We start from the raw sequence: 25,917 nt of genomic DNA, 5'->3' as shown, positions 1-25,917 counted from the left end.
CCCGCCGGCGTCGCCGTCGTCGCGCTCGAGCACGAGGGCCGCCCCGTCGGGTTCACCGCCACGTCCGTCATCTCGGTGTCGGCGGCTCCGCCGCTCCTCGCGTTCTCCCTGGCGTCCACGTCGTCCTCGTGGCCCGCCGTCTCGCGGGCCGACACCCTGGCGATCAGCTTCCTGGCCGACCACCAGGACGACCTGTCCGCGCGCTTCGCGACCAGCGGCATCGACCGCTTCGCGGCCGGCGGCTGGACCGCCCTGCCCACGGGCGAGCCCGTCGTCGACGGGGCGGTCTCGTGGGTGCGCGCCCGCGTCGTCCAGCGCACGCCCGTGGGCGACAGCTACCTCGTCTCGCTGCGCGCCCTGCAGTCCGGGTCCGACGAGGCGTCGCCGCTCGTCTACCTCGACCGCACCTACCACCGGCTCGGCGACGAGTCCGCGATCTGATCCCGGAGAGACCCATGACCAGCACACCCTTCCTCGTCGGGCTCGACGTCGACGGCGCGGGCGCCCATCCCGGGGCCGCCGCCGTCGCGGGGCTCGCGCCGGCGGACCTCGTCGGCGCCGCCCGCCTCGCCCGCACCGTCCGGAGGGCCGAGCACGCCGGCGTCACCTTCGCGACGTTCGCCGACGCGCTCCTGCCCGCCCTGCCCGGGTCGCCGTCCTCGGCGCGGCTCGACGCCGTGACCCGCGCGGCGTTCGTGTCGCGCACCACCCACGCCATCGGCCTCGTGCCGCAGGTGCCCACCACCTACCCCGAGCCGTTCCACGTGGCCACGCAGCTCGCGTCGCTCGACATCGCGGCGTCCGGCCGCGCCGGCTGGCTCGCCGCCGTGACCGACCACCCGGGCACCGCCGACGCCTACGGGCGCGACCCCGTGACGGACCTCGCCCGCGAGGCGCGCGACGTCGTCCAGGTGGTGCGCGACCTGTGGGACTCGTGGGAGGACGACGCCGTGATCCGCGACGTCGCCACCGGGCGGTTCGTCGACCGCGACCGCCTGCACCACGTCGACTTCGTCGGCGAGTCGTTCTCCGTCAAGGGGCCGCTCATCACGCCCCGCCCGCCGCAGGGCCAGCCCGTCGTCCTGGCCGCGGCAGGCGACGTGGCACCGTCGGTGCGCGACGAGGCCCTCGTCGACGTCGCCCTCGTCGGCGGGACCGACGTCGCCGCCGTGCGGGCCGCGGCGCGGGTCGCCACCGACCACGAGCCCGACGCGTCGCCCCTCGCGGTCGTCGACCTGGAGGTCACGCTCGACGCGGGCGGCCGCACCGGCGCCGCCCGGCTCGCCGAGCTCGACGCGGCCGCCGCGCCGGGCACCCGCGGCCCCTGGGGGTCGGGCGCGCTGCGGTACGCCGGCGACGCCGCGGGGCTGGCGGGCCTCCTCGCCGGGCTCGCCGCGTCCGGCGACGTCGCCGGGGTGCGGCTGCTGCCCGCCGCCCTCGACGCGGACCTGCCCGTGCTCGCCCGCGACGTGCTGCCCGCGCTCCGGGCCGCCCGGCTCACCGCCGCGCCCCGCGCCGGCGCCACCCTGCGGCAGACGCTGGGCCTGCCCCGCCCGGCGAACCGCTACGACACCCGCCCCCGCACCGTCACCCGCGACGCCCAGCCCGCGGCCGCGCACGCCTGAGGAGCCGACGATGAGCGCACCCACAGCACCCCACGCCCCCGACGCCCCGATCACCCGGCCGCACGCCCAGGTCCACCTCGGCGTCTTCTTCCAGGGCGTCAACCACACCACGATCTGGTCCGACCCGGAGTCCGGGTCGCAGACGGACTTCGCCTCCTTCGAGCAGGTGGTCCGCACGGCCGAGCGCGGGCTCTTCGACGCCTTCTTCCTCGGCGAGGGGCTCCGCCTGCGCGAGTCCCGCGGGCGCATCCACGACCTGGACGTCGTGGGCCGCCCCGACGCGATCACCCAGCTCGCGGCCCTGGCCGCGATCACCGAGCGCATCGGCCTCGTCGCCACCCAGAACACGACCTACCACGACCCGGCCGAGCTGGCCCGCCGCCTCGCGAGCCTCGACGTCCTGTCCGGCGGCCGGGCCGCGTGGAACGTCGTCACGACGGACAACGCCTGGACCGGGGAGAACTTCCGCCGCGGCGGGTACCTCGACCACGCGGACCGGTACGAGCGGGCCGCGGCCATGCTGGCCGTCGCGCGCGGGGTCTGGGACGCGTTCCCGGACGGCGGGGGCGACGTCGCGCGCGTGGCGGTGCCCGGCGCCGCGCTGCGCACGCCCCGGGACCTGGCCCTCGACGTCACCACGCCCCGCAGCCCGCAGGGCCACCCCGTGATCTTCCAGGCGGGCGACTCGCCCCAGGGCCGCGACCTCGCGGCCGCGCACGCCGACGTGATCTTCTCCCGGCACGGCTCCGTGCTCGCCGACGCGCTCGAGTTCGCGGCCGACGTGCGCCGCCGGGTCGTCGCGGCCGGCCGGCCCGTGGACGACGTGAAGATCTTCCCCGGCACCGCGATCGTCGTCGGGGACACGCCCGCGGACGCCGAGGAGAAGGCGCGCTGGGTGCGCCGCGCCCAGGTCACGCCCGCGACCGCGCTGTCGGTCGTCGGCAACGTCTGGGGCGAGGACCTCTCGTCCTACGACCCGGACGGCCCGCTGCCGGCCCACGACCCGGTGGTCGCCGAGCTCGGTGGCGAGCGGGGCTCCGCCACGACCGGCGCGCGGACGCACGAGATCGCCCGGCAGTGGCGCGCCGTGGCGGAGGCCGAGGGCCTGTCGATCCGCGAGCTGGTGATCCGCAACGCCGGCGAGCGCGGCTTCACGGGGACCCCGGGCGCCGTGGCGGACGAGCTCACCCGCTGGGTGCGCACCGGCGCCGTCGACGGGTTCAACCTCAGCCCGTGGATCGTGCCGGCCGGGCTGGACGACGTCGTGGACCGGGTGGTGCCCGCCCTGCAGGAGCGCGGCGCCTACCCCACCGCGTACGCCGGCACCACGCTGCGCGAGCACCTGGGGCTCCGCGCGCCGCTCACCCGGCGCGCCGCCCGCGACGCCGAGAGCGAACCGGCGCTCGTCCCGGCGCCGTGAGCGCCTAGGCTGCCACGGCCCGACAGGAGGACCATGACCACCACCGCCCCCATCACCAGCCCCACCACCACGCCCGGCGACCCCTCCGAGGCCGTCCTCGACAACCCCCGCTGGTCGTCCCTCACCGGCGCCCACGCGCACCTGGCGGAGGGCAACGCTCTGGTGCGGCGCTACCCGGCCGACGTGTCCCCGTTCGCCGCCGTGCGGTCGTGGGACGACCCCGACGTGTGGGACGCCGTGGTGGACCTCGTCGGCCCCGGCGGGCAGTTCCCCACGCCGCCGGCGTCCGTGCCGCTCCCCCCGGGCTGGGAGCGGCTCGCCCTCCACGAGGGTGTGCAGCTGGTCGACACCGACCGGCTCGAGACCCGGCCCGACGACGACGCCGTGGTGCTCGGCGCCGACGACGTGCCCGACATGCTCGCGCTCGTCGAGCGGTCGCGGCCCGGCCCGTTCCTGCCGCGCACGTACCTCATGGGCCGGTACGTCGGCGTGCGCCGCGGGGGCCGCCTCGTCGCCATGGCCGGCGAGCGTCTGCAGCCCGACGGCTGGACCGAGATCAGCGCCGTCACGACCGACCCCGACCACCGCGGCCAGGGCTTCGCCACGCGCCTGGTGCTCGACGTCGCCCACCACGTCCGCGAGCGCGGCGCGCGGCCGATGCTGCACGCGGCCGGCGACAACGCGACCGCGATCCGGCTCTACGAGCACCTCGGGTTCCGCCTGCGCGCCCGCACCGCGTTCGGTGCCGTGCGCGCTCCGCTCGCCTCGCCCCGCGCCTAGCCGCGGCCCTCGCCGCGACGACGTCGGCCCGCGGCCCCGACCACGGGGCGCGGGCCGTCGCCGTCCCGGCGGCGGGCGTCAGCCGACCGAGCGGCGGTGCCGCTCGGCCAGCTCCCGGTACTCGATCGCGTTGCGGCGCACCCGCTCGGCGCCCTCGGCGTCGAGGGGGCCGCGGTCCTTCGCGGGCACGCCCACGGCGAGGTGCCCGGCGGGGATCTCCTGGCCCTCGCGCACGAGGGCTCCGGCGGCCACGAAGGCGCCCGCGCCGACGACGGCGTCGTTGAGGAGCGTGGCGCCCATGCCGACCAGGCTGCCGTCGCCCACCGTGGCGCCGTGGATGATCGCGCCGTGGCCGACGCCCACGCCCGCGCCGATGGTGGCGGGCACGCCGGTGTCGGTGTGCACCACGCAGTTGTCCTGAATGTTGGAGCCCTCGCCCAGCACGATCGCGTCCATGTCGCCGCGCAGCACCGCGCCGTAGAACACGCTGGCGTGCGCCTCGATGCGCACGTTCCCGACGATCGTCGCCGTCGGGGCGACCCACGCCGTGGGGTGGATCTGGGGAGTGTGGCCGTCGAAGGGGAGCACCGTCGCCATGCCGGCGACCCTACCGTCCGTGCCCGGCCGCCGGAGTCCCGCCCCGGCCCGCGTCCGGGGTCAGCCCAGGAACCTCGTCACGACGTCGTGCAGCGCGGCGGTGGTGAGCTCCAGCGACGCGACGTCGACGCGCTCGTCGTTGCCGTGGAACAGCCCGCGCCACGTGCCGGGGTCCCAGCCCGCGCTGAGCAGGCCGAACCCGTAGGCGGGGACGCCGCGGCGCCGGTAGAAGCGCCCGTCCGTGCCGCCCGTGCCGAGGGTCGGCAGCACCGCCGCGCCCGTGCGCGCGGACACGGCGCCCTCGATGACGCGGTACAGGTCGGTGTCCGTGGGCGACAGCGACGGCTCGCCGAACCGGTCGCCCACGACCTCGACGTGCTCGGCGAGGTCGCCGAGCGTCGCCGCCAGCAGCGCCTCGACGTCGCCCGGGCGGGTGCCGGGCAGCACGCGGATGTCCAGCGTGACCTCCGCCAGGCCCGGGATGACGTTCGGCTTGGACCCCGCGCCGATGACGGTCGGGGCGAGCGTCGTGTGGGTGGTGGCGTGCGCGACCGCGCCGAGGGCGCCGAGCTGCGGGAGGGCGTCGTCGAGGCGGTCGGGGTCGAGCAGCGCCGCGCGCAGGGCGGGCTCCGGGGCCAGCGCGTCGACGTAGCGGCGCCAGAGGTCGCCGACGACGACCGGGCCGCGGGCGGCGGCGATCCGCCGCACGACCTCCGCCGCGATGACGATGGCGTTCCGGCTGCCCCAGGGGCCGGAGCCGTGCCCGGGACGGCCGTGCACGCGCAGCAGCCGGCCGGCGCCGCCCTTCTCCCCCACGGCCAGCGTGCGCGCCCCGCGCGGGCCCACGGGCACGCCGCCGGACTCGGTGAGCACGTGGTCGGCCTGCACCAGGTCCCACCGGTGGGTGGTGAGCCAGTCGACGCCCCACACGCTGCCGTGCTCCTCGTCCGCGACGGCGGCGAGCAGCAGGTCGCCCGCGGGCGGCCGCCCGGAGGTCGCGAGCGCCCGGGTCACCACCGCGTACGCCGCCGTGAGCCCGAGCATGTCGATCGCGCCGCGGCCCCACACCCAGCCGTCCACGAGCTCCCCGCCGAACGGGTCGCGGCTCCAGCCGTCCGGCTCGACCGGCACGACGTCGGTGTGGCCCACCAGGCCGAGGCTCGGCGCCGTGGGGTCGGTGCCGCGCACCCGCGTGACGAGGGACGTGCGGCCGGGCTGGGGCTCCACGAGCTCCAGGTCCAGCCCGGACCCGTCGAGGAAGTCCGCGATCGTGGCGGCGTTGCGGGCCTCCTGCCCGCTGCCCACCGTGCCGTCGTTGACGCACGCGTTGCGGATGAGCGCCTGCAGCAGCTCGACGGTCTGGCCCGCGAGCTCCTCCTCGGTCGTCAGGGCGCGTCCGAGGCCCGCCGTCGTCGGGGTCGTCGTCGTGGTCGTCATGCCGTCTCCAGCCTCTGCACGGCCCGGCGGCCGGGGATGGCCGCGACGAGCTCTCGGGTGTAGTCCTCCTGCGGGTCCAGCAGGATCTGGTCCGCGGCGCCCGACTCGACCAGCCGGCCGCGGCTCATCACGCCGACCTGGTCCGCGACCTGTCGGACGACGGCCAGGTCGTGCGAGATGAACAGGTAGGCCAGCCCGTGCTCGCCCTGCAGGCGCACGAGCAGCTCGAGGATCTGCGCCTGCACGGACACGTCGAGCGCGGACACGGGCTCGTCGAGCACCACGAGGTCCGGCTGCAGCGCGAGGGCGCGGGCGATGGCGACGCGCTGCCGCTGGCCGCCGGACAGCTCCCGGGGGCCGCGCCGCAGGACGTCGGCCGGGAGCGCCACGTCCTCGATCAGGGCGCGCGCCCGGTCGGCCCGCTCGGCGCGGTCGCCCACGCCGTAGGCGCGCAGCGGCTCGGCCACGATCTGCTCCACCGTGAACCGCGGGTCCAGCGACGCGTACGGGCTCTGGTACACCACCTGGAACCCGCGCCGCAGCGCCCGCAGCGCCCCGCCGCGCGCCGCCGTGATGTCCTGCCCGCGGAACACGACCCGCCCGGCCGACGCCCGCTCGAGGCGCAGCGCGAGGCGCGCGGTCGTGCTCTTGCCGGAGCCCGACTCCCCCACCAGGGCGTACGTGCGCCCCCGCCCGATGGCGAGGCTCACGTCGTCGACCGCCACGAGGGTGCGCCGCTCGGCCCCGCGCGGCAGGGCGAACTCCTTGCGGACGCCGTCGAGCGCGAGGACCGGGGCGGCCGTGCCCTCGGCCGACGACACGGCGGTCCCGGCGTCGGGCCGTCCGTCGGTCGCCCGACCCGCGCCGGCGGGCGCGGCGCCACTCCCGCCGCGGACGACCAGGCGAGAGCTCGCCAGGCTAGGGGCGGCCGCGAGGAGCGCGCGGGTGTACGGGTGCCGGGGGTCGGCCAGCAGGCGCGCGGACGGGCCCTCCTCGACCACGACCCCGCCCTCCAGCACCACGATCCGGTCCGCGCGGTCCGCGGCGACGCCCAGGTCGTGCGTGATGAGCAGCACCGCGGTGCCGGTCTCCCGCACGAGGGTGTCGAGGTGGTCGAGGATGCGCCGCTGCACGGTGACGTCCAGCGCGCTGGTCGGCTCGTCCGCGACGATCAGCCGCGGGCCGGCCGCGATGGCGATCGCGATGAGCACGCGCTGGCGCAGCCCGCCCGAGAGCTGGTGCGGGTACTGCCGGGCACGCGCCGCGGGGTCGTCGACCCCGGCCTGCCGCAGCAGTTCGACCGCCCGGACCTTGGCGTCCGCGCGCCGTGCCAGCCCGTGGATGACGAGCACCTCGGCGACCTGGTCGCCCACGCGGACCACCGGGTTGAGCGACACCGTCGGGTCCTGGGGCACCAGGCCCACGTGCCGGCCCCGGACGGCCTGCCACTCCTTCGCGGTGAGGTCCGACAGGTCGCGGCCGTCGAGCCGGATCCGCCCGCCCGTCACCTCGCCCCCGCGGGGCAGCAGGTGCAGGGCGGCGTGCGCCGTCGTGCTCTTGCCCGAGCCGGACTCGCCGACGAGCGCCACGACCTCGCCGGCCGCGACGCGAAGGTCGACGCCCCGCACGGCGGGCCGGCTGCCGCCCTCGGCGGTGCGGTAGGCGACCTCGAGGCCGCTGATCTCCAGCACCGGGGTGTCCGGGCCCGGCGGGGCGGGCTCCTGATGGATGTCGGTCACTGGTCCTCTCCCGTCTTCTCCAGCGCCCGCGACACCCGGTTGGCGGCGAGCACGACGGCCACGATGACGAGGCCGGGCAGGGTGGTGAGCCACCAGGCGGTGGCGAGGTAGTCGCGCCCGCCGGACACGAGCGCGCCCCACTCGGGTGCGGGCGGAGGCGTGCCGTACCCGAGGAAGCTGAGGGCCGAGACCGCCAGCACGGCCGTGCCGAGGTCGAGGGCGACCAGCGCGAGCACGGGCCCCGAGGAGTTGGGCAGCACGTGCCGGCCGAGCACGGCCGGCCAGCGCAGGCCCGACGCCCGCGCCGCCTCGACGTACGTCGAGGTCGACACGCGCAGCACCTCGGCACGCATGACCCGCGCGAACGTCGCCACCGAGCCGATGCCCACGGCGATCGCCACCTTGACCGGCCCGAAGCCCAGCGCCGTGATGATCGCGAGCGACAGCAGGATGCTCGGGATCGCCAGCAGCACGTCGACCAGGCGTCCGATCACGTCGTCCACCCAGCCCCGCAGGAAGCCCGCGAGCAGGCCGAGCAGCGACCCGACCACGAGGCCGACGACGACCGCGAGCGCGGTCGTGCGCAGCGTGAGGGACGCGCCGTGCACCACCCGCGCGTACACGTCGCGGCCCAGGTGGTCGGTGCCGAACCAGTGCGCGCCCGAGGGCGCCTGGAGCCGGTCGGCGGGGACGCCGCCCAGCGGGTCCTGGGCGGTGAACGCCTGTGGCACCACGGCCCAGGCGGCGACGAGCAGCAGCACGGCCACGGCGAGCACGAGCCCGGGCCGGCGCAGCAGGTGGCGGGCGGCGCGCGCCGCGCGCCGGGGGCTCCCGCCGCGCTCGGCGGCGGGCGCGGGCGCCGCGTCGGGGGCGGCCGCGGGGCGCGAGAGGGTCTGCAGGGTCATGCGGTCACCGCCCCGGTGCGCGGGGTGTCGGTCTGCTGGGGGCCGGTCCGCTGGGGGCCGGTCCGCTGGGGATCGGGTCGCCGGGCCCGGTCCCGCCGCGGGCCGCGCAGCTGGATCCGCGGGTCGAGCAGCGGGTAGGCGAGGTCGACCGCGAGGGTGACGACGACGAAGACGAGCGCCGCGAGCACGACGATCGCCAGCACCACCGGCACGTCCTGCTGGTTGACCGACTGCACGGTGAGCCGGCCGAGCCCGGCCCGGGAGAACACGGTCTCGGTGACGACGGCACCCCCGAGCAGCCCGCCGACCATCACGCCGAGCACGGTGAACGCCGGGATGGCGGCGTTGCGCAGGGCGTGCGCGAGGTGCACGCGGGCGCGGCCGGCGCCCTTCGCCCACGCCGTCTCGACGTAGGGCTCGCCGAGCGTGCCGCGCAGGGAGCGGGACAGGACCTGCGCGAGCTGCGCCCCGGCCGGGACGGCCAGGGTGACCGTGGGCAGCACGAGGCTGATCGCGCCCTCGTTGCCGATCGCCGGGAAGATCGGCACCCGGAACGAGAACCACTGCAGCAGCACCAGGCCCACGAAGAACGTGGGCAGGGCGACGCCGAGGGGCGGCAGGGCGGACAGCGCCTGCCGCAGGGGGCGCGCCCGGGGGAAGACGCTGGCCACGGCCACCGCCGTCCCGCCGACGACGGCGAGCAGCAGGGCCGCCCCGGTGAGCTTGAGGGTCTCGGGCAGGGCCTGCGCGACGAGCGACGTGGCGGACGCGCCGCTCACGTAGGAGCTGCCGAAGTCGCCGGTGAGCGCGCCCAGGAGGGCGTCGCCGTACTGCACGAGGATCGGGCGGTCGAGGCCGTACTCGGCGCGCAGGGCGGCGAGCTGGGCCGGGTCGACCTGGCTCACCTCGCCGCCCCCGGACGCCACGAGCGCGGCCGGGTCGCTCGGCAGCAGGTAGAGGACGAAGAACGCGACCGTGAAGGCGGCCCAGAGGACGAAGACCCCCTGCCCGGCGCGTTGCAGCAGGTAGCGCGTCATCTCACCCCTCCGCCCCGTCGGTCACCCACGCGTCGTAGAAGTCCAGCCGCGAGGACGCCTCGAACGTGAGCCCCTGCACGCGGTCGGCGGCGGCGATCGTGGTCGACAGCTCGTAGACGGGGATGGCGTGCCCACGCTCGATCAGGAGCCGGGACGCCTCGGCGACGAGCTTCTTCCGCTCCTCGGGGTCGGTGGCGGCGGCGGAGTCGTCGAGGAGCGTGTCGACCTCTTCGGGATCGCGCTGGTTGATGTTGCGCGCGTTCGCCGAGAAGATCGTGCGCAGCACGTCGGCGTCGGACCGCGTGAGGTTGTAGTAGTCGAAGTCGAAGTCGCCCGACTCCTTGGCGGCCTCCGACTCCGCGACGGTGACGTGCTTGAGCTGCAGGTCCACGCCGATCTGGCGCAGCTGCTGCTGCACGAGCTCGAGCGGCTCGGGCACCTGCCAGAACGTCACCGTCGTCGAGAGCTTCGTCCCGTCCTTCTCCCGGATGCCGTCGGCGCCGGTGACCCAGCCCGCGTCGTCGAGGATCTTCTTCGCGCCGTCGGGGTCGTAGGCGAGCAGGTCGTCGGCGCCCTCGAACAGCGGCGTCGAGTGGGAGAGGACGCCCGTGGCCGGCTGGTCCTGCGGCGTCAGGACGGTGTCCACGATCTGCTGCCGGTCGATCCCCTTGACGATCGCCGTCCGCACCGCCTCGTCCGCGGCCAGCGGGCTGGACTCGTTCGGGAACAGGTTGAACACGACGCCCGGGTTGGCGCGGTACTGCAGCCAGAACCCGTGGCCGTCGAACTGCGGCAGGTCGACGGCGTTGAGCGCGGCGGTGGCGTCGATCTGCCCGGACTGCAGGGAGCCGGTGCGCACGCCGGCCTCGGGGATGACCTTGAAGGTCACGGTGTCCAGGTAGGCCTCGCCGGTGTGCGCGTTCGCCTCCGAGCCCCAGGCGTAGCCCTTGACCTTCTCCAGGACGATCTCCTGGTCCTGGGTGTACGACTTCACCGCGAACGGCCCGGACCCCACGTACTTGCCGGCGCACCGGTCCTCCGCCGACAGCTTTGCCGAGGCGGGCGACAGCAGCCCGAGGGAGAACGTCGACGTGGCCTGCAGGAACTGGGCGCTGGGCTCGTCGAAGTCGACGGTCACGGTGCGCTCGTCCTCCACGGTGGTGCCCGCGTAGCCGACCAGGTACTGCGACCCGAGGGACGCGACGGCCCCCAGGTCGACGATGGCGTCGAAGTTGGTCTTGACGGCCTCAGCGTCGATGGGGGTGCCGTCGGCGAAGGTGGCGTCGTCGCGCAGGTGGAAGGTGTAGCTGGAGGCGTCGTCGTTCACCTCCCAGCCCTCGGCGAGCCACGGCAGGATCTTCCCGGACCCCGGGTCCTGCGCGGTCAGGGAGGCGACGGTCTGCCGGGCGGCGGCGATCGCGTCGTTGTTGCCCACCTGCTGCGGGTCGATGCAGTGCGAGTCGACGGTGATGGCGAACGTCAGGTCGCCACCGGCGACGGGGTCGGCGTCCGCCGACGCGCCGGCACCGGACGCGGCGTCGGCGCCGGTCGAGCAGGCGCTCAGCAGGAGCGCGGCGGCCGACGCGGTGGCGGCGAGCCCCACGGCGGGGCGGCGCAGGGTGCGGGGGGTGGTGGTCATCGCGAGCGGTTCCTCGTGGTCGTGGCGGGCCGTCCGCGTGCCCGGCGTCGCGCCGGGCACGGTCGAGGACGACCGGAGCCGTGCTTACCCCGCCGCGGGCGCGGCGTGGTCAGGTCGTTCCCGGAGCACCCCGTCACGTCGAAGGGTTGCTGGCCAGCGAGCCGGGCCTGGGTGCTGGCGCTCGTCACCTGGGCGGCAGGGAAGCCGCCGCGACCGCGGGAGTCAAGGGTTGGACGCGTCGTCTCACATCACGGACGTCGGGGTGCCCGCGCACGTGGCCCGGACGCACGACGGCCCCGCCCGTCGGGAGACGGGCGGGGCCGGGCGATGGTGGGCCGCCGGTGGGCCGGCGGTGGGCCGTGGAGCGGCCGGGCTCAGCGGGCGGCGGGCCGCAGGCGGGCGCCGAGCAGGTAGAGCTCGCACCCGAGGCAGAGCCCGACGACGGCGTTGAGGCCCGCGGCCACGAACGCGATCCCCGCGGCCCAGGGCACGGCGGCGAGGACCCCCGCGAGCCCGAGGACGACGCCGACGCCGGTCACGACCAGCCCGACGAGCTGGGCGAACCGCGGCGGCCGCGGGTCCTCCAGCTCGGCCGGCGGGGCGAGCCGCGGGCGCACGAGCGTCCGGAAGAGCCAGCCCTGCACCGTGCCCTGGGCGCCCCGGACGGCGCCCAGCAGGAACCCTGCGGCCACGACCGCGAGGAGCACGAGGCCGGCCGGCGACGCCCCCAGCAGGACGACGACGGCGAGCAGCAGCGCGGTGATGCCCGCGCCCACGCGTGGGCCGCGCGGGTCGATGCCGGCCGGTGCCTGCGTGGTGGTGGTCTCGCGGGTCATCGTCGCCTCCGGGGTCCGGTCGAGGGTGGGTGCACGGTCACGCGGCGCCGGCGGGCACCGGCAGCGCGGCCTCCAGCGCGTGGCGCGCCTGGGCGGGCGACATGCCGCCGCTGCTGCGGGCAGCCTGGGCCCCGGCCGCGTCGAGCACCAGCACGGTCGGCGTCTTGAGCACGCCCAGCTCGCGCACGAGGTCGAGGTGCTCCTCGACGTCGAGCTCGTGGTGCACGACGCCGTCCTCGCGCTCGGCGAGGCCGCGGAGCACTCGGGCCGTCGCGCGGCAGGGGGCGCACACCTCGGCCGAGAGCTGGACGAAGGTCACCCGCTCCCCCAGGCGGACGCCACGGGCCGCCCAGTCCACGGCGAGGTCCCGGCGGGCCGGCGCCGGGCGCACGCGGCCCTGCCGCGAGCGCCAGACCGCGCCGAGGACGACGGTCACGACGACGAGCACGCCGAGGACGACGAGCTGGGTGATCGGCCTGTCGGTCACGGTTCTCCCTCGGGGGCGCGCGGGCGGTTCCTGGGACATCCTCCTCGCCGTTCACGATCCGGTCGACACCGTGACCGCATGCCGGACAACGCCGTCGGCCTCACGCGCGCACCTCAGGCGGGGGCCGGGACGGCGGCGTGCTCGGTCGCGGTGAAGCCCGCCGCGCGGCGCGCGTCCGCCGGTCCCCACAGGTCCGTCGCGACCTCGGCGCGCACCACCGGAGCCACCTCGGCGGCGAACCGGCGCAGCACCTCCTCCTGGTGGGACGGCTCGAGCAGGTGGTTCACGGACACCGACTGCAGCACGTGCCCGAAGGTCCCGTGGTAGTCGAGGATCTTCTCCGCCACCCGCTCCGGCGAGCCGACCAGCGCGGGCCCGCGCTCGACGGCGTCCTCGATCGTCTCGAACGCGAGGGCCTTGCCCACGTGGGTGGCGGGGTCGTAGCCCCGCGCCCGCAGCCGCGCGACCTGGCCCTCGTACAGCGGCCGGTACTGCTCGATCGCCTGCTCGGTGGTGTCGGCGAGGAACAGCCCGCCCGACCCTGCTCCGACGAACCCCTGCGCCGGGTCGTGCCCGGCGGCCGCGTACCGCTCCCGGTACCGGTCGATGAGCACCCCGTAGCTCTCCCGCGGCTGCAGCGCGTTGGCGCTGACGATCGGGTCGCCCCAGCGGGCGGCCAGGTCGACGGCGAACTCGCTCGTCGCCGAGCCGTGCCAGACGCGGAACGGGCCCGCGAAGGGTCGCGGGAGCGTGGTGGCGTGCTCCAGCGCGTGCCGGTGCCGGCCGGACCACGTCACGTCCTCCTCCGACAGCAGCAGCCGCAGCAGCTCGTAGTTCTCCTCGAGGTACTCGTACTGCCGGGCGATGTCCAGGCCGAGCAGCGGGTACTGCAGCTCCTCGTTGCCCTTGCCGATGACGATCTCCAGCCGCCCGCGGGAGAGCTGGTCCACGGTGGCCAGGTCCTCGGCCACCCGGATCGGGTCCAGCAGCGACAGCACGGTGACGCCGGTCGAGAGCAGGATCCGGTGGGTGCGGGCCGCGACCGCCCCGAGGATCACGGTGGGGGCCGACGACAGCACGTCGCCGGCATGCCGCTCCCCCACCGCGAACGAGTCGAACCCCAGCTCCTCGGCCAGCACGGCGTGCTCGACGACGCGCTCGAGCCGGTCGGCCGGCGCGACCGCCTCGCCCGTGACCGGGTGCGGCGGGTTGAACACGATGTCGAGCAGCTGGAAGCGCATCAGGCCACCCGCTCCTCGGCGCGCGCGGCGCCGCCCGCCGCGGCCTCGGCGGACTCGGCGGCACGGTCGCGCGCCGCCACGCCCTCGCGCACGAGGGGGATGACGTACCGGCCGAAGTCGATCGCGTCGTCGAGCAGGTCGTAGCCGCGGGCGGAGACGACCCGCACGCCCAGGTCGTAGTAGGCGAGCAGCGCCTCGGCGACCTGCTCCGGCGTGCCGACGAGCGCGTTCGAGTTGCCCGCGCCGCCCGTGGCCTTCGCCGTGGCGGTCCACAGCGCGGTGTCGTAGCGCTCGCCGGCCGCGGCGATCTCGAGCAGCCGCTGCGAGCCGGCGTTCTCGGGCCCGTCGATCGGGTGCCGGCGCGACAGCTGGCCCCCCAGGGCCGCCTTGCGTCCCTCGATCCGGTCGAGCACCCGGTGCGCCTTCTCCCAGGCGAGCTCCTCGGTGGGCGCGATGATCGGGCGGAACGCGGCATGGATCCGCGGCGGCGTCGTCCTGCCCGCGGCGGCGGCCTCGGCGTGCACGCGGTCGATCTGCTCCTGGGTGCGGGCCAGCGGCTCGCCCCAGACGGCGTAGATGTCCGCCTCGGCGGCGCCCACGCGGAACGCGGCGTCGGACGACCCGCCGAAGGAGATCGTGGGCACGTGGCCCTCGAAGGGCTTGGTGTCCAGCACGAAGTCCTCGAACTCGTAGTGGTCGCCGTGGTGGTCGAAGGCCTCCGGGCTCGTCCACGCCTGCTTGACGATCCGGATGTACTCGTGCGTGCGGGCGTACCGCTCGTCCTTGGTGAGGCGGTCGCCCTCGCGCCCCTGCTCGTGGTCGTTGCCGCCGGTGATGAAGTGCACCGACAGGCGGCCGCCGGAGAGCTGGTCGAGGGTGGCGAACGTCTTGGCCGCGTACGTCGGGTAGGACACGTTGGGCCGGTGCGCGAGCAGCAGCTCGATGCTCTGCAGCCGCGCCGCCGTGTGCGCGGCGAGGGCGGCCGGCTCCGGGCCCGAGGACCCGTACGCGAACAGGACCCGCGTCCAGCCGTGGTCCTCGTGGGCGCGCACGATGCGCTCCAGGTAGGCGGGGTCGAACGGGGCGGTGGTGCGGGCCGACGTCTCGGAGGCGTCGTTCGTCGTGGCGATGCCGAGGAACTCGACGGGCATGAGGTTCTCCTTGCGTGCGTGTCCGGGTGGGTCAGCTGTCGGCGCCGGTCGGCGCGGTCGCCGGGAGCCCGGCGGCCTTCCAGGCGGGGAAGCCGCCGTCGACGTGGGTCACGTCGGTGTAGCCACGGGCGGCGAGCGCCGCGGCGACGGGGCCGGAGCCGTTGATCGAGCCGCACACCACGACGACCGGCGTGTCGAGCGAGATCGCGGGGGCGCCGGCGGGGCCGAAGAGCGCGTCGAGGTCGTCCCGGTCCGCCAGGGTGGCGCCCGGGATGTCGCCGGTGGCGGCGCGCCCGCCTGCCGAGCGGACGTCGATCAGCAGGGCGCCGCGCTCGACCCGCGCGCCGGCCTCGCCGGCGGGCTGCGGCGCGGGCGTGCCCGAGGTCGTGGTCGGTCCGGTCGTGCCAGGGGTGGTGGTCATGTCGCTCCTTGGGAGGTCCGTGGGTCGGGCGGGTCAGAGGGACGAGGCGAGGGCGGGCAGGCGCGCCGGGTCGCCCCCGGCCGTGCCCCACGCCTGGGCCAGCAGCGCGAACGACCGGCGCCGGTCGGCGGGGTCGTGGGTGGCGGTGGTGACGAGCAGCTCGTCGGCCCCGGTCACGCGGGCCAGGGTCCCGAGCCGCTCGACGACGGTCGCGGGGTCGCCGACGACGCGGGTGTCGACGCGGTCGGCGACCACGGCGCGCTCGTCCTCGGGGCGCTCCGCCCAGGGCGTGGCGTCGGCGGGCCGCGGGTAGGCGATCGCACCGTCCGTGCCGCGGCGGATGGACAGCACCCAGTCGGCGAACGGCGCGGCGAGCTCGCGGGCGCGCTCGGTGGTCTCGGCGACGAGGACGTCGGCGGACACGACGACGTACGGGGCGGCGAGCACGCCCGGGCGGAACGCCGCGCGGTACGCGGCCACCGTCTCGAGGGTGTTGGACGGGCTGACGTGGTAGTTCGCGGCCAGCGGCAGGCCCAGCTCCCCCGCGACGCGGGCGCTCTCGCCGCCGGACGACGCGAGCACCCACAGGTCGAAGGCGGCGTCCTGCACCGGCGGCGAGACGTAGCGCCGGCCCGCCTCGTCGGCGTAGGTCCCCGACCGCAGCCCGAGGACGAGCTCGACCTCGGCGCGGAAGCTCGCGGGCGTGCGCGACGCGCCCACCACGGCCGCCTGCGCGAGCGCACGCTCGCGGAGCGCGGAGTCCCCGCCCGTCGGCGGGGCCGGGGGCACGTACAGCCCGTCGACGACGCGCGCGCCGCCCGCCGGGGACGCGGCCGGGGCGGGGCGGGGGGCGCCGCCGCCCTGGGGCGGCGTGAACGCGCGCCCCAGGCCGAGGTCCACGCGGCCCGGGTGCAGGGCCGCGATCGTGCCGAACTGCTCGGCCGCGACGAGCGGGCTGGTCGTGCTCAGGAGCACCGCGCCCGAGCCCACCCGGACCCGCTCGGTGCGCGCCGCGACCGCCCCCGCGAGCACGGCCGGGGACGCGGAGCCGACGCCGGGCGACAGGTGGTGCTCGGCGTACCAGACCCGGCGGTAGCCCAGCCGGTCGAGGTCGACGGCCAGGTCGACGGCATCGCGCACGGCCTGGGCACCCGTGCCGCCGGCGGGCACGAGGGCGAGGTCGAGGACGGACAGGGGCACCCGGGCGGGGTCGGTCATGGCGGTCTCCTGGGAGTGCGGGCGCCGCGGGGCGGCGCGGGGCGGCGCGAGGTCGGGGGCGGGGGCGGGCGGCCGGTCGGTGCCGGGCCGTCACTCGGTCTTCGGCAGGCCCGGCGGGTTGGTCTCGGGCTTCTCGACCGCCTCGGTCTCCAGGCCCCAGCGCTCCAGCACCTGCGCGTAGGTGCCGTCGTCGAAGGCGTGCTGGAGCGCGGCGGTGACGGCCGGGGCGAGGTCCTCGCCCTTCTTGGTCGCGACGGCGATCTGGGCGGTGTCGGGCCAGCCGCCGTTGAGGGTCCCGACCACGGCGAGCTCGTCGGGCGCGATCTTGGCCTGGTACGCGAGGGACGCGTTGGGGCCGACGTAGACGTCGAGGCGGCCGGACTTGAGGGCGAGGAGGACGTCGGACAGCTGCTCGTAGTACTCCGGCTGGCCGCCGGCGATCGGCTCCAGCCCGGCCGCGACGTTCTGGTCGTTCCACTCGAGGAGGATCTTCTCCTGGTTGGTGCCGGAGCCGACGCCCACCCGCAGGCCGGCGATGTCCTGGCGCTCGGCGATCGACGTGACGTCGGAGCCGGCCTTCGTGAGCCAGCCGAGCTCGTCGTTGCGGTAGGAGGAGAAGTCGATCGTCTCCTTGCGCTCCTCCGTCACGGTGACGTTGGAGATGACGGCGTCCACGTCGCCCGACTGCAGCGCGAGGGGCCAGTCGGCCCACGCCTTGACCTCCAGGCGCAGGTCCTTGCCGAGGCCGTCGGCCACGAGCTGGGCGATGTCGGTCTCGTTGCCGATCGGGGTCTTGTCGTCGTCGGCGAAGAAGCCGAGCGGCGGCGCGGCCCCGGCGCTCACCGCGACGACGAGCTCGTCCTGGGCGGCGACGTCGGCGGGCAGCAGGGCGACGGCCTCGGCCGACTCGGTGGAGCGGATGCGGTCCTGGTCGGGGCTGGTGCTCACCTCGAGGCCGGCCGCGGACGCGCCCTCGGAGCTGGTGCCCGCGGGGGCGTCGGCGCCGTCGGCGGTGCCCGCGGCCTCGGGGGCCGAGGTGCTCACGCTGCTGCAGGCCGCCAGGGCGAGCAGGGGCACGGTGGCGAGGGCGGCGAGCAGCCGGGTGCGGCGGGTCGGTGCGGTCACGGGGATCTCCTGGGTCGGGGGTCGAGAGGGCGGTGGCGGTGGTCGAGGGTGGGGCGGGGGAGGACGGGGCGGTCAGAGGACCTTGTCGAGGAAGGCGCGGGTGCGGTCGTGGCGCGGGTGGTCGAGCACCTGGCCGGGCGGCCCCTGCTCGACCACGACGCCGTCGTCCATGAAGACGACCGCGTCGGCGACCTCCCGGGCGAAGCCGATCTCGTGGGTGACGACGACGAGGGTGGCGCCGGTGCTCGCGACGTCCTTGACGACCGCGAGCACCTCGCCCACGAGCTCGGGGTCGAGGGCGGACGTGGGCTCGTCGAAGAGCAGCACGCGCGGGCGCAGCGCGAGGGCGCGGGCGATCGCGACCCGCTGCTGCTGCCCGCCGGAGAGCTGGCGCGGGCGCGCGCCGGCCTTGTCCGCGAGGCCGACCCGCGCGAGGAGCTCCCGCGCCTCGGGCTCGACCTCGGAGCGCGGCCGGCCCTGCGCGGACAGCGGCGCCTCGACGACGTTCTCCAGGACGGTCAGGTGCGGGAAGAGGTTGAACCCCTGGAAGACGAACCCGATCCGGGTGCGCTGCCCGAGGATGTCCCGCTCCTTGAGCTCCTGCAGCACGTCGCCCCGCCGCCCGCGCCGGCGGCGGTAGCCGACGAGGTCGCCGTCCACGGTGACGAACCCGGCGTCGACCTTCTCGAGGTGGTTGATGGCGCGCAGCAGGGTCGACTTGCCGGAGCCGGACGGCCCGAGGACGACGGTGACGGTGCCGGGCTCGAACGTGAGGTCCACGCCGCGCAGCACCTCCAGGGTGCCGAAGCTCTTGCGCAGGCCGTGCACCTCGACGCGGCCTGCGGCGGCGCTCCCGCTGTCCGCAGCGGCAGCGGTCGTGGCGGCGGCGGTCGTGGCGGCGGTGGCGGCGGTGGCGGTCATGCCGGGCCTCCCGAGGTGCGGGCGGTGCGGGTGAGGACGCCGACCCGCGCGCGGGCGGCGAAGGCGGGCGGGACGTGGGCGGGCACGGGCCGCCCCGTGAGGCGGGCCCGGGTGACGGCCGCCGTCCAGCGCACGCGCTGCAGGGGCGTGGGCGGCAGGGTGCGCACGGCGCCCTTCGCGTAGTGCCGCTCCACGTAGTACTGCACGACCGTGATGAGCGTGGTCAGCACGAGGTACCAGACGGCCGCGACGATGAGCAGGGGCACGACCTTGCCGTTGCGGCCGTAGATGACGGACGCGATGTAGAACAGCTCCCCGTACGCCAGCACGTACACGATCGAGGTGCCCTTGAGCAGGCCGATGACCTCGTTGACCGCCGTCGGCACGATGGAGCGCATCGCCTGCGGCAGCACGATGCGGGTCGCCTGGCGGCGGCGCGGGATGCCGAGGGACGCGGCGGCCTCCTGCTGCCCCTGGTCGACGCTGAGGATCCCGGCCCGCACGATCTCGGCGGAGTAGGCCGCCTGGGAGAGCCCGAGGCCGAGGATCGCAGCACCGAACTTGTCGATGAGGCCGAGGGTGTCGAACCAGAGGAACCCGGGCCCGAACGGGACGCCGAGGCTCAGGTGCGGGTAGAGGTAGGCGAGGTTGTACCAGAGCAGCAGCTGGAGCAGCAGCGGCACCGACCGGAACAACCAGGTGTAGGCCCACGCGACGCTCACCAGCAGGGGCGACCGGGACAGCCGCATGAGGGCCAGCACGGTGCCGAGCGCGAAGCCCACGACCGACGCCGCCGCGGTGAGCCGGATCGTCGCCCAGGCGCCGGAGAGGATCGACGGCCAGGTGAGGTACTGCGCGACGACGCCCCACTCCCACCGGTCGTTGGTGAGCAGCGAGCTGACGACCATGGCGAGCAGCAGGGCCACGCCGGCCGTCGCGGCCCACCGGCCGGGGTGGCGGGCCGGGACGATCGGCAGCCGGTCGTAGGGGGACGCGGCCGGCGCCGCGACGACGTCGCGGGGCGGAGGCGCGGTGACGGCGGTCATCGGGGCGCCCTCTCCCCCGCCGTGACGGCGAACGGCACGTGGTTGCCGGGCGGCGGGGCGGGGCACGTGCCGTGGTCGCTGAACGCGTACGGCAGGTTGACGGCGGCGTTGAGGTCGAGGCGCGCGGTGCCCGACGCGCCGGGCGCGAGGCCCTCCGGGAGGGTCGGCCGCACCACGCGCCACGGCGCGACGCCGTCGGCCTCGTCGCTGAACAGGAGCGTCGGCGCGCCGCCGGGGGTGCCCGTGAGGACGAGGGTCACCGTGCGGTCGCCGCGGGTCAGGTCCACCTCGCCGACCGCGTCCAGGTGGTGCACGAGGCCGGGCCGGGCGGCGCCCACGACGACGTCGCGCGGCGCGGCGTACCGCCGCACGGGGACCGTCAGGTCCCACGTCGGGTCGTGCTCGAAGACGGGCACGCCGGCGAAGTCGAGCCGGGCCCGGGCGTGCGGGTCGCGCAGCCGGACCGCGAGCCGCCCGGTGCGGCGCACCAGCTCGACGGCGACCTCGGACGTCTCGCCGGAGCGCTCGTCGAGGGCCTCGTCGCGGGTGGGGTCGTGGGCCACCGCCCCGGCGCCGGGCCCGACCGGCTCGCGCCCGTCGGGCCGGAAGGTGCCCAGGACCGTGCTGCCGCCCTCGGGCACGTCGCCGTCGAACGACCCGTCGCGCACGGCGGACCCGCGCAGCAGGGGGCCGGCACCCTCCCCGGGGCGCAGGTGCGCTCCCGCGTCGTCGGCCAGCCACAGGCCGGGCAGGCCCGGCAGCGACGCGGGCCGGGCGGGCAGCCAGTGGAACGCGGTGAGGCTCAGCCAGCCGTGCGGGGCGGCGAGCTCCCGCTCGCGGTCGGCGCGCCGGCGCGCCCGCGGTCCGGCCTCAGGCTCGGTGCCGGGGTCTGTGCTCGGGTCGGTGCCGCGCGGCGGGCGCGCGCTGTCGGTGACGGTCATCGGAGACCTCCGGTCGCGAGGGGACGGTGGGTGCGGGCGCTGTCGGGGCGGCCGCACGGCGCGGGCCGGCGGCGCGGGCGCGGGGTCATGCGCGGACCAGCCGTGCGTCGGCCGTCCGGGACGCCCGGGGCCGGGCCACGGGGCGCGCACCGACGGCCTCGCGGGCTGCGGGGGCCGCGGGGGCCGCGGGGGCACGGCCCGCGTCGCCCAGCCCCAGCGCCTCGCGCAGCGTGCGGGGCGCGGGGGCGGCGGGCGGGAGCACCCCGTCGCGCACGAGGCGTGGGACCACCCCGTCGACGAGGGCGTCCAGGTCCGGCCCCAGCGACGAGGGGCGCAGCAGGAAGCCGTCGGAGGCCCCCGACTCGCGCCAGTCGACGATCGTCTCCGCGAGGTCGTCCGGCGTGCCCGCCACGACGAGCAGGCCGCCGGAGATCTCGGGTCCCTCGAGCGCCTCCACGAGCTCGAGGCGGGCCTGGGCGCTCGCCCGGTCGTCGGCGAGCACCACGTACGCCTCCGTGAGCACGACCAGGGAGTCGGGGTCGCGGCCCGCGGCGGCCGCGGCGTCGCGCAGCCGCGTCCGCAGGTGGATCGCGCGGGCCGGCGCGGTGGCCGCCACCCGCGCCACGTCGGCCGAGCGGGCGGCGAGCTCGAGCGCCGCCTCGGAGCGCACGGCGACGACGACCGGAGGGCGGCCCTGACGGGGGTGGTCGTCCGCGGCCCGCGGACGCACGGCGAACCGGACGCCGTCGTGGTCCACGCGGAAGCGGCCGTCGGCGTCGACGGCCACCGCGCCGTCGCCCCGCGCCGGCCCGTCCCAGTGCCCTGCCACCCGGGCCGCGACGGTCCCGGCCCGGGCGGCCCAGGCCTCGTCCTGCACGACGGCGCCCGTGGGCAGGCCCGGCTGCCAGCCGGCGCGGCCGCCGCTCGCCTGGTCGACCCGGGCGATCGCCCGGGCGACGTGCGCGGGGTCGACGTCGGCCGTGTCCACCGTGGCGACCAGCCCGGTGCGCGTCGTGTGCGGCGCGACCCGGGCGGCGGCGACCGCGGCATCGAGGCGGCCCGCCACCTGGCGGCGGCCGGGGTGCAGCAGGAACCCTTCGTCGAGGGTGACGAGGTCGAGGCGGCCCGCGTCGGCGCGGCGGACGAGCTGCACGAAGCGCTCGCCGTCGAACGACCGGGGCTGCACGATGCCGCGCGCCCGGTGGGCGCCGGGGCGCGCGCCGGCGGCCGTGAGGTCGACGCCGAGCACGAGGGGCCGGGCGGCGGGGGCGGTGGGCGCGGGGGACGAGGAGGACTGCGGGTACGACACGTCGGCTCCGATCGGGGCACGGCGAGCGCGCGCACGGCGCCGTCGGGTCGTGGACCCGCGGTGGGCGCGGCTGCCGGAGGGCAGGGAAGGACGTCCGCCGGCGAGGGGCGGAGGGACGCCGGCTGCGGCCGGTCCCGGCGGAGGCCGGGTCGGGGACGGTCCGCCGCGGTGCGCGGCGGAGGGTCAGGCCGCGGTCAGCGGCGTCGACACCACGCGGTGGTGGTGGCGCCCGGCGTGCACGGCCGGCTCGACGTGCTCGGGACGGCGTACGACGGGGCGCTCGCGGAGGCCTGGTCGTTCCGGGACGACAGGGGACGCACGGTGGTCGCGTCGCGGTTCATGCTCGTCCTCTCCTGGTGCCCGCCGAGGCGGGACTGCGTGTTGCCCGACCGCCGGCGGCGGCGGGCCTGGTCCTCACCCGGGGCACCCACCCGCGCAGGGGGTTGCCGTCCGACGAGCCGGGGCTTCGCGTCGGAGCTCATGACCGTCCCGGGACCTGCGCCGCACCCCCGCGAGGGGCCGCGGTCGCCTGACCCGGTGCGCAGGAAAGTAGGTGCCGGACCCCGGGCTGTCAACGGTCCGCGGGGTCCGTCTCGCATACCGAACAGATCCGACCGGTTTTATCGGATTTCGGGTCCTCGCGCGAACCCGTCTACCGTGGACGTCGTGAGCCAGAACGCCGAGCACCTCCCCGGGCACGGACCCGGGCACCTCTCCCCCGACGCCGCCGAGATCCGCGCGCTGGTGGACGAGCTGCGGAGGCTGGTGCTCACCTACAAGTTCGGGATCGACGAGGTCATGACCAAGATCTCGATCCTGCGCGACGAGTTCCGGCACATGCAGAACTACAACCCCGTGGAGCACGTGAGCTCGCGCCTCAAGTCGCTCGAGTCGATCGTGGCCAAGTGCCGGCGCAAGGGCATCCCGCTCACGCCCGAGGGAGTCCGCGGGCAGATGTTCGACGTCGCCGGCGTGCGCGTCACCTGCAGCTTCGTGTCCGACATCTACAAGGTGCGGGACATGATCGTCGGGCAGACCGACCTCACCGTCCTGGAGGAGCGCGACTACATCGCCCACCCCAAGTCCAACGGGTACAAGTCGCTGCACCTCATCGTGCAGGTGCCGGTCTACCTGTCCGACCGGGTCGAGGACGTCGTCGTCGAGATCCAGCTGCGCACCATCGCGATGGACTTCTGGGCGAGCCTCGAGCACAAGATCTACTACAAGTACGAGCGCGACGTGCCCCGCCACCTCACCGACTCGCTCAAGCTCGCCGCCGACGTCGCCGCGTCCCTCGACAGCTCCATGGAGCGCATCCACGAGGAGGTCAAGGCCATCGCCGGCGAGGCGGACCCCGTCGAGCACCGCGACGACCAGCTCACCCCCGAGGAGCTGTTCCACAACTTCTGGGGCGCCGCCCGGGCCGAGGGCATCGCGATGCGCTCGTCCCGCGACGACTGAGCCGGCGCAGGGCGCCGAGCGACCCGGTCAGGACGCCGCCTCGACCGCCCGCCGCGACAGGAGCGCCGCGACGAGGAAGCAGGCCGCGCCCACCAGCGTCCCCGCCGTCGACCACCACGGGCTGAGGTCGGCGTCCGTGCCCGGCGCCACGTAGGCGCCCACCGCGGAGGCGGCGAAGGCGACCGAGCCCGCCATGTTCAGCCAGGTGCCGTGCCAGGTCCGGGCGTCCGTGTCCCACAGCCGCCCCCGGTCGGACGTCGCGACCAGGGCCATCGCGCTCGACACGAGGAACGCGGCCGAGCCGTACGCGTCCGGCCGCCACCCCGCGCCGACGTCGCCCGGGTCGACCACGGCCGCGGTCAGCGCCACGGTGGTGCTGACGTTGAACAGCAGCGTCCCGAGCAGCTGCACCGCGGCCGACCACCAGTCCCACCGGTCGGCGGCGACCGCCCCGGGCCCGGGCGGGCGGCGGCCGCTCAGCGCGAGCTGCACCACCGCCGCCGCGGTGAACAGCACCGATCCCACGACGAACGTGATCCCCGTGCCGACGGGCCCCGCCCACGCGGCGTACGCGGGCAGCGCGCCCACCAGGAAGCAGACCGACCCCGCCGCGAACCCCCACGCCTCCCGGCGCAGGCGGCGCTCGCGGGTGCCCTGCGTGCTGGTCGCCATCGCGCACCACCCCACGTCGCGGCCGGCCCTCGCCGGGCTCCTCCCGGCGTCGTGAGCGTACGTCCGCGCCGCGGGGCTCGCGGGGCGGGCGCCGTCGGGACGCCGCGCCGCGCCGGTCAGGCCTCGGTCGGGCCGAGGTCGGGCTCGGCCACGAACCGCGCGCGCGGGGCGGCGGTGCCGTGCAGCTCGAGCAGCACCAGCTCGTTGCCCTCGGCGCGGACCAGCGGGCCGGGCACGTAGAGCGTGCCGGTGGGGCCCTGGCTGGAGTACCGGCCGAGCAGCTCGCCGTTCACCCAGGCGAGGCCGCGGGTCCAGCCGTCCAGGCGCAGGAAGTGGTCGGCGCCCGCCACGGAGGCGAACGTGCCGCGGTGGAACGACGGTCCGGCGGCCGGTGCCACGTCGTCGCCCGGTCCCCACACGGCGTCGGGCAGGAGCGCCGGGGCGACGTCGAGCCGCAGGGGCAGGGCCTCCCAGTCGGTGAGCTCGCGGGTGGCGGTGCGCACCGTCCCGACGAGCCCCTTGGGCTCGCCGATCCGGGCGCCGTAGTTCACGCGGCCGCGGTCCTCGACGAGCAGGGTCAGCGTGCCCGCCCGGCGCGGCAGCGGCACCGACCAGGCGTGGGTGGTGCGGTCGAGCACTCCCACCGGGTCGCCGTCGAGGGCGACGACGGCGCGGTCGCGCACCTCGTCCGCCACGAGGACCGCGTCGTCGGCGCCGACCCGCGTGCCGTACAGCACGAAGCCGGACCACTGGCGCAGGTCGTCCATCGTCGGGGGCCGCGGTGACGACGTCCGCGACGTCCGCCCGGACACGAGGTCCAGGACGCCGTCGAGCGCCACGCGCCGGTCGAGGGCGACGTCGAGCACGGGCGCGGGGGCCGGCTCGACCGGCACCTCGTCGGGCACCGGCGCGTGCTTGGCGATCACCGCCCGCAGGGCGTGGAACTTGGCGGTGGGCGCGCCGTGCTCGGACAGCGGGGCGTCGTAGTCGTACGACGTGGTGATGGGCAGGTAGGTGCCCTTGTCGTTCGCCCCGTTGGTCAGGCCCAGGTTGGTGCCGCCGTGGAACATGTAGAGGTTGACCGACGCGCCCGCGCCGAGCAGGTCGTCGAGGTCGGCCGCCGTGGTCTCGGGCGCGGTGACGTGGTGCTCCAGGCCCCAGGAGTCGAACCAGCCGTCCCAGAACTCGGTGCACATCAGCGGCCCGGTGGGCTGGTGGCGGCGCAGCACCGAGAGCCGCTCCAGGGACCGGGAGCCGAAGTTCGCCGTCTTGTGCAGCTCGGGCAGGCCGCCGAGGGACAGGTGCTCGTCGTCGGCCTGGTCGCAGGTGAACAGGGGCACGTCGACCCCCTGCGCGCGGGTGAGGTCGACCAGCGCGCGCAGGTAGCGGGTGCGCTCGTCGGCGGGGACGCCCGGGTAGGCGCCGTACTCGTTCTCCACCTGCACCATGAGCACCGGCCCGCCGCGGGTCACCTGGCGCTCGGCCACGACGGGCAGCAGGTGCGCGTAGTAGGTGCCGATCGCGTCGAGGAACGCCGGGTCGTGCCGGCGCACGCCGGCGCTCCCGTCCGCGAACAGCCACGCCGGCAGCCCGCCGCCGTCCCACTCCGCGCAGATGTACGGGCCGGGGCGCACGATCGCGTGCAGCCCCTCGGCGGCGACGAGGTCGAGGAAGCGGCCCAGGTCGCGCCGGCCGGTGAGGTCGAAGGCGTCCGGCTCGGGGGCGTGGAAGTTCCACGCCACGTACGTCTCGATCGTGTTGAGCCCCATCAGCCGCGCCTTGCGGATCCGGTCGGCCCACTGGTCGGGGTGCACGCGGAAGTAGTGCAGCGCGCCGCTGATCACCTGGAAGGGGCGGCCGTCGAGCAGGAAGTCGCGCTCGCCGATCTCGAACGTGGGCATGGGGTGGC

The 25,917-nt window shown here is 76.4% G+C and carries 24 protein-coding genes and 2 riboswitches; of the genes, 5 read left to right on the top strand and 19 right to left on the bottom strand.

The window, feature by feature from the left end:
• The 4 genes from ACFU5J_RS19410 to ACFU5J_RS19395 form a co-directional block, all read left to right on the top strand.
• On the top strand, positions 1 to 441 hold a 441-nt coding region (locus tag ACFU5J_RS19410), incomplete at its 5' end, for a flavin reductase family protein (RefSeq protein WP_430579811.1).
• A 14-nt stretch (positions 442 to 455) separates the two neighbouring features.
• Positions 456 to 1,625, top strand: coding sequence for an LLM class flavin-dependent oxidoreductase (locus tag ACFU5J_RS19405; RefSeq protein ID WP_430579810.1), 1,170 nt, complete (start codon positions 456 to 458; stop codon positions 1,623 to 1,625).
• A gap of 10 nt (positions 1,626 to 1,635) precedes the next feature.
• Complete coding sequence (locus ACFU5J_RS19400) at positions 1,636 to 3,045, top strand: LLM class flavin-dependent oxidoreductase (RefSeq protein ID WP_430579809.1); 1,410 nt, start codon at positions 1,636 to 1,638, stop codon at positions 3,043 to 3,045.
• A gap of 33 nt (positions 3,046 to 3,078) precedes the next feature.
• Positions 3,079 to 3,825: a GNAT family N-acetyltransferase gene (locus ACFU5J_RS19395; RefSeq protein ID WP_430579808.1), complete on the top strand. Its 747-nt coding sequence runs from the start codon at positions 3,079 to 3,081 to the stop codon at positions 3,823 to 3,825.
• A gap of 78 nt (positions 3,826 to 3,903) precedes the next feature.
• On the opposite strand, the gene ACFU5J_RS19390 is transcribed toward ACFU5J_RS19395, so the two are convergent.
• From ACFU5J_RS19390 to ACFU5J_RS19310, 17 genes are all read right to left on the bottom strand, one after another.
• Positions 3,904 to 4,422 carry a gamma carbonic anhydrase family protein gene (locus tag ACFU5J_RS19390; protein ID WP_430575830.1) on the bottom strand — a complete coding sequence of 173 codons (519 nt, stop codon included), beginning with the start codon at positions 4,420 to 4,422 and terminating at the stop codon, positions 3,904 to 3,906.
• Between the two features lie 60 nt (positions 4,423 to 4,482).
• Entirely contained in the window at positions 4,483 to 5,859 is a 1,377-nt protein-coding gene (locus ACFU5J_RS19385) for a M20/M25/M40 family metallo-hydrolase (protein WP_430579807.1), read from the bottom strand.
• Complete coding sequence (locus ACFU5J_RS19380; RefSeq protein ID WP_430579806.1) at positions 5,856 to 7,598, bottom strand: dipeptide ABC transporter ATP-binding protein; 1,743 nt, start codon at positions 7,596 to 7,598, stop codon at positions 5,856 to 5,858. The genes ACFU5J_RS19385 and ACFU5J_RS19380 overlap by 4 nt, the downstream gene beginning before the upstream one ends.
• Entirely contained in the window at positions 7,595 to 8,503 is a 909-nt protein-coding gene (locus ACFU5J_RS19375) for an ABC transporter permease (protein WP_430579805.1), read from the bottom strand. The genes ACFU5J_RS19380 and ACFU5J_RS19375 overlap by 4 nt, the downstream gene beginning before the upstream one ends.
• The gene (locus ACFU5J_RS19370; RefSeq protein WP_430575834.1) at positions 8,500 to 9,540 is read right to left on the bottom strand and encodes an ABC transporter permease; all 1,041 of its coding nucleotides are present in this window, start codon (positions 9,538 to 9,540) and stop codon (positions 8,500 to 8,502) included. Before ACFU5J_RS19370 ends, ACFU5J_RS19375 begins: the two co-directional genes overlap by 4 nt.
• Before the next feature lies 1 nt (position 9,541).
• Positions 9,542 to 11,179 carry an ABC transporter substrate-binding protein gene (locus ACFU5J_RS19365; protein WP_430579804.1) on the bottom strand — a complete coding sequence of 546 codons (1,638 nt, stop codon included), beginning with the start codon at positions 11,177 to 11,179 and terminating at the stop codon, positions 9,542 to 9,544.
• A 75-nt stretch (positions 11,180 to 11,254) separates the two neighbouring features.
• Positions 11,255 to 11,368, bottom strand: a riboswitch (SAM riboswitch).
• Positions 11,369 to 11,553: 185 nt separating this feature from the next.
• Entirely contained in the window at positions 11,554 to 12,015 is a 462-nt protein-coding gene (locus ACFU5J_RS19360) for a DUF4395 domain-containing protein (protein ID WP_430575836.1), read from the bottom strand.
• Positions 12,016 to 12,052: 37 nt separating this feature from the next.
• Positions 12,053 to 12,502 (bottom strand): thioredoxin family protein, encoded by a 450-nt coding sequence (locus ACFU5J_RS19355; protein WP_430575837.1) that lies wholly within the window; start codon positions 12,500 to 12,502, stop codon positions 12,053 to 12,055.
• 113 nt (positions 12,503 to 12,615) lie between these two features.
• A complete protein-coding gene (locus ACFU5J_RS19350) occupies positions 12,616 to 13,743 on the bottom strand; it encodes an LLM class flavin-dependent oxidoreductase (protein ID WP_430575838.1) in 1,128 nt (375 codons plus the stop codon).
• Positions 13,743 to 14,894 carry an LLM class flavin-dependent oxidoreductase gene (locus tag ACFU5J_RS19345; RefSeq protein ID WP_430575839.1) on the bottom strand — a complete coding sequence of 384 codons (1,152 nt, stop codon included), beginning with the start codon at positions 14,892 to 14,894 and terminating at the stop codon, positions 13,743 to 13,745. Before ACFU5J_RS19345 ends, ACFU5J_RS19350 begins: the two co-directional genes overlap by 1 nt.
• A 31-nt stretch (positions 14,895 to 14,925) precedes the next feature.
• Positions 14,926 to 15,315, bottom strand: coding sequence for a rhodanese-like domain-containing protein (locus tag ACFU5J_RS19340; protein WP_430579803.1), 390 nt, complete (start codon positions 15,313 to 15,315; stop codon positions 14,926 to 14,928).
• Positions 15,316 to 15,348: 33 nt separating this feature from the next.
• Positions 15,349 to 16,533: an LLM class flavin-dependent oxidoreductase gene (locus ACFU5J_RS19335; protein ID WP_430579802.1), complete on the bottom strand. Its 1,185-nt coding sequence runs from the start codon at positions 16,531 to 16,533 to the stop codon at positions 15,349 to 15,351.
• Positions 16,534 to 16,623: 90 nt separating this feature from the next.
• On the bottom strand, positions 16,624 to 17,658 hold the full coding sequence (locus ACFU5J_RS19330) for an ABC transporter substrate-binding protein (RefSeq protein WP_430575842.1): 1,035 nt from the start codon (positions 17,656 to 17,658) through the stop codon (positions 16,624 to 16,626).
• 72 nt (positions 17,659 to 17,730) lie between these two features.
• Entirely contained in the window at positions 17,731 to 18,579 is an 849-nt protein-coding gene (locus ACFU5J_RS19325; RefSeq protein ID WP_430579801.1) for an amino acid ABC transporter ATP-binding protein, read from the bottom strand.
• Positions 18,576 to 19,625 (bottom strand): amino acid ABC transporter permease, encoded by a 1,050-nt coding sequence (locus ACFU5J_RS19320; protein ID WP_430579800.1) that lies wholly within the window; start codon positions 19,623 to 19,625, stop codon positions 18,576 to 18,578. The genes ACFU5J_RS19325 and ACFU5J_RS19320 overlap by 4 nt, the downstream gene beginning before the upstream one ends.
• Positions 19,622 to 20,566 carry a DUF1684 domain-containing protein gene (locus ACFU5J_RS19315; RefSeq protein ID WP_430579799.1) on the bottom strand — a complete coding sequence of 315 codons (945 nt, stop codon included), beginning with the start codon at positions 20,564 to 20,566 and terminating at the stop codon, positions 19,622 to 19,624. The genes ACFU5J_RS19320 and ACFU5J_RS19315 overlap by 4 nt, the downstream gene beginning before the upstream one ends.
• A gap of 85 nt (positions 20,567 to 20,651) precedes the next feature.
• Complete coding sequence (locus ACFU5J_RS19310; RefSeq protein WP_430579798.1) at positions 20,652 to 21,875, bottom strand: LLM class flavin-dependent oxidoreductase; 1,224 nt, start codon at positions 21,873 to 21,875, stop codon at positions 20,652 to 20,654.
• A gap of 372 nt (positions 21,876 to 22,247) precedes the next feature.
• A riboswitch (SAM riboswitch) is annotated at positions 22,248 to 22,361 on the bottom strand.
• 180 nt (positions 22,362 to 22,541) lie between these two features.
• Between ACFU5J_RS19310 and ACFU5J_RS19305 the strand changes: the two genes are divergently transcribed.
• Positions 22,542 to 23,336: a GTP pyrophosphokinase family protein gene (locus ACFU5J_RS19305; protein ID WP_430575847.1), complete on the top strand. Its 795-nt coding sequence runs from the start codon at positions 22,542 to 22,544 to the stop codon at positions 23,334 to 23,336.
• A gap of 27 nt (positions 23,337 to 23,363) precedes the next feature.
• On the opposite strand, the gene ACFU5J_RS19300 is transcribed toward ACFU5J_RS19305, so the two are convergent.
• The gene (locus ACFU5J_RS19300) at positions 23,364 to 24,008 is read right to left on the bottom strand and encodes a YrhK family protein (protein ID WP_430575848.1); all 645 of its coding nucleotides are present in this window, start codon (positions 24,006 to 24,008) and stop codon (positions 23,364 to 23,366) included.
• 116 nt (positions 24,009 to 24,124) lie between these two features.
• Entirely contained in the window at positions 24,125 to 25,909 is a 1,785-nt protein-coding gene (locus tag ACFU5J_RS19295) for a beta-galactosidase family protein (RefSeq protein WP_430579797.1), read from the bottom strand.
• Positions 25,910 to 25,917: the final 8 nt, after the last annotated feature.

The sequence above is a fragment of the Isoptericola sp. NPDC057559 genome (assembly GCF_042801555.1).
In the GTDB taxonomy this organism is placed as follows: domain Bacteria; phylum Actinomycetota; class Actinomycetes; order Actinomycetales; family Cellulomonadaceae; genus Isoptericola.
This window is presented reverse-complemented; position numbering and strand designations above follow the sequence as displayed.